This window comes from Halorubrum sp. SD626R, assembly GCF_001261915.1.
Classification (GTDB): Archaea; Halobacteriota; Halobacteria; order Halobacteriales; family Haloferacaceae; genus Halorubrum.
In genome coordinates this window covers 1-2,237 of sequence record NZ_CVRT01000027.1, presented here as the reverse complement: position 1 = coordinate 2,237, position 2,237 = coordinate 1, and the positions used below count along the sequence as shown (strand labels likewise).

The window sequence follows — 2,237 nt, the reverse complement described above, 5'->3', positions numbered from 1 at the left end:
TCCAGCACACCGCCGAGTACGCGATGCGGAACGCCGAGATCGCCGCGAACCTCGCACTCAACGAGGAGTCGGAACACGTCGAAATCATCTGAGGGGGATCGATCATCCGGGAGCGGGGATCTCGCCTGCGCGGTCGCGTCCTTCGCATGAACTAAGTAGTCGCCCGCGAAGCGACGGGTATGACCGAGGCATCCATTGACTCTGACATGGAGATCGGCGTGGCGCTCGCGTTGGGGGCCGTGGCGCTCGTTGGCACGGTGCTGATGTTCGGGTACCCGTCGCAGATCGGCCGCGCGTGGGGGTTCGCGGCCGCCTTCGTCTTCGCCCTCTGTTCGGTCGCCGCCGTGCAGCTGTTCGACTGAGCGACCGGGAGACGAGAAACCGTTAAGGACGTCAGACGCCAACGTTCGCAACATGAGCGAGTACACCGAGGAGGAGCAGCGGATCCTCGCGTACCTCACGGACAGCGTCACCCGTGGCGAGCGCTACGTCCGCTCGAAGACGATCGCCGACGCCATCGGGCTCACGGCGAAGCAGGTCGGCTCGCGGCTCCCCCGACTCGCCGAGAAGTCCGACGACGTCGACATCGAGAAGTGGGGCCGAGCGCGGTCGACGACGTGGCGCGTGACGCCCCAGGGCTGAGGTCGCGACGCGACGCCGCCGGACTCCCCTCGTCTCCGTTCTCCCGGGCATTTTCGTCTCCGTTCCGCCGGAGGCGCTCCGTCTCCGGTCTGCCGGACTCGCGTGTTTTTAACCCCCGTGGAACCAACGGGGAGGTATGACCGTCCGAGTCTCCCGGACGTTCGAGTTCGACGCGCCCGCGGACGACGTGTGGGCGTTCATCTCGGACGCCGAGAAGCGCGCCGGCGCGATAAGCGTGGTCGACACCTTCGAAGTCCACGGCGGCGGGCGCGCGACCTGGCACGTCGCGCTCCCGATTCCGATGATCCGTTCGACCATCTCCGTCGAGACCGAGGAGGTCGAGCGCGACCCGCCGAACCGGGTGAAGTTCGTCGGCAAGTCGAAGGCGTTCCGCGTTACCGGCGAGCACGCGATCACCGAGACCGACGGGGGCTGTCGGCTGGCCAACGAGTTCGTCGTCGACGGCCGGCTCCCGGGCGTCGAGTCGTTCTTCGAGCGCAACTTCGACGCGGAGCTCGACAACCTCGAGGACGCGCTCCGCGCCTCGCTGGGCCCGACCGCATGAGGGTCGCCTGCGTCCAGCTCGGGGTCGAGGGCGGCGCCGTCGCGGAGAACGTCGCGAGCGCGCTCGACCGGACCCGGGAGGCCGCCGCCGACGGGGCGGACCTCGTCGTCCTGCCGGAGCTGTTCGACGTCGGCTACTTCGCGTTCGACTCGTACGCCCGCGCCGCCGAGAGCCTCGCCGGCGACCGGCTGTCGCGGCTCGCGGCCGTCGCGGCCGACGCCGAGGTCAACCTCCTCGCGGGGACCGTCGTCGAGGACCTCGCGGCCTCCGCCGCGGACGGGATCGAGGTCCCGGCCGACGAGGGGCTCGCGAACGCGGCGGTCCTCTTCGACCGCGAGGGGGAGCGGCGGCTCGTCTACCGGAAGCGCCACCTGTTCGGGTACGGCTCGGAGGAGACCGACCGCATGGTCCCCGGCGAGCGGGTTCCGGTCGTCGACCTGGAGGGCGTGCGCGTCGGCGTCACGACGTGTTACGACCTGCGCTTCCCGGAACAGTTCCGCGAGATGGCCGCGGCCGGCGTCGACTGCGTGCTGGTGCCGAGCGCGTGGCCGTACCCCCGGGTCGAGCACTGGCGGACGCTCGGCCGGGCGCGGGCCATCGAGAACCTCGCGTACGTCGCGACCGTCAACGGGAGCGGGGCGTTCGACGGGGACGCGCTCTGCGGGCGGACGACCGTCTACGACCCGTGGGGCACCACGCTCGCGTCCGCGGGCGAGGAGCCGGCCACGGTGACCGCCGAGGTCGACTCGGAGCGGACCGCGGCGGTGCGCGAGGAGTTCCCCGCGCTTCGGGACCGACGCTGATCCCCGGCCGGCGCTCCGACGCCGACTCCGATCGGGATCGCCGCGCCCGGACCGTCTGGTTTATACCGGAGAAGCGACAAGGACGTATTGCCGAAGTCCGACGCTTTTCTCGTTGGAGTTCGGCGACAACACCACGCGCCCGTCCCGACCGCTCGGGCGGCGACGCCGACGACAGCCCGGGGGTCCGCTGTCCGGCCGCCGCCCGAGCGGTCGGGACGGGCGCGTGG

At 70.9% G+C, this 2,237-nt stretch carries 4 protein-coding genes; all 4 read left to right on the top strand.

Annotated elements, in window-relative coordinates; translation table 11 throughout:
• Window positions 1-179: 179 nt before the first annotated feature.
• The 4 genes from SD626R_RS01600 (at window position 180) to SD626R_RS01585 (ending at window position 2,010) form a co-directional block, all read left to right on the top strand.
• A complete protein-coding gene (locus tag SD626R_RS01600; RefSeq protein ID WP_092562571.1) occupies window positions 180-362 on the top strand; it encodes a DUF7525 family protein in 183 nt (60 codons plus the stop codon).
• A gap of 52 nt (window positions 363-414) precedes the next feature.
• Window positions 415-642 (top strand): DUF7123 family protein, encoded by a 228-nt coding sequence (locus SD626R_RS01595; protein ID WP_007998354.1) that lies wholly within the window; start codon window positions 415-417, stop codon window positions 640-642.
• 136 nt (window positions 643-778) lie between these two features.
• Window positions 779-1,207, top strand: coding sequence for an SRPBCC family protein (locus tag SD626R_RS01590; RefSeq protein WP_092562568.1), 429 nt, complete (start codon window positions 779-781; stop codon window positions 1,205-1,207).
• Window positions 1,204-2,010, top strand: a complete 807-nt coding sequence (locus SD626R_RS01585) for a carbon-nitrogen family hydrolase (RefSeq protein ID WP_092562565.1) — start codon at window positions 1,204-1,206, stop codon at window positions 2,008-2,010. The genes SD626R_RS01590 and SD626R_RS01585 overlap by 4 nt, the downstream gene beginning before the upstream one ends.
• The last annotated feature ends 227 nt before the right edge of the window (window positions 2,011-2,237 follow it).

Coding starts and splice junctions, on each gene's coding strand:
- SD626R_RS01600 (WP_092562571.1), top strand. CDS start 180: ATGACCGAGGCATCCATTGACTCTGACATGGAGATCGGCGTGGCGCTC.
- SD626R_RS01595 (WP_007998354.1), top strand. CDS start 415: ATGAGCGAGTACACCGAGGAGGAGCAGCGGATCCTCGCGTACCTCACG.
- SD626R_RS01590 (WP_092562568.1), top strand. CDS start 779: ATGACCGTCCGAGTCTCCCGGACGTTCGAGTTCGACGCGCCCGCGGAC.
- SD626R_RS01585 (WP_092562565.1), top strand. CDS start 1,204: ATGAGGGTCGCCTGCGTCCAGCTCGGGGTCGAGGGCGGCGCCGTCGCG.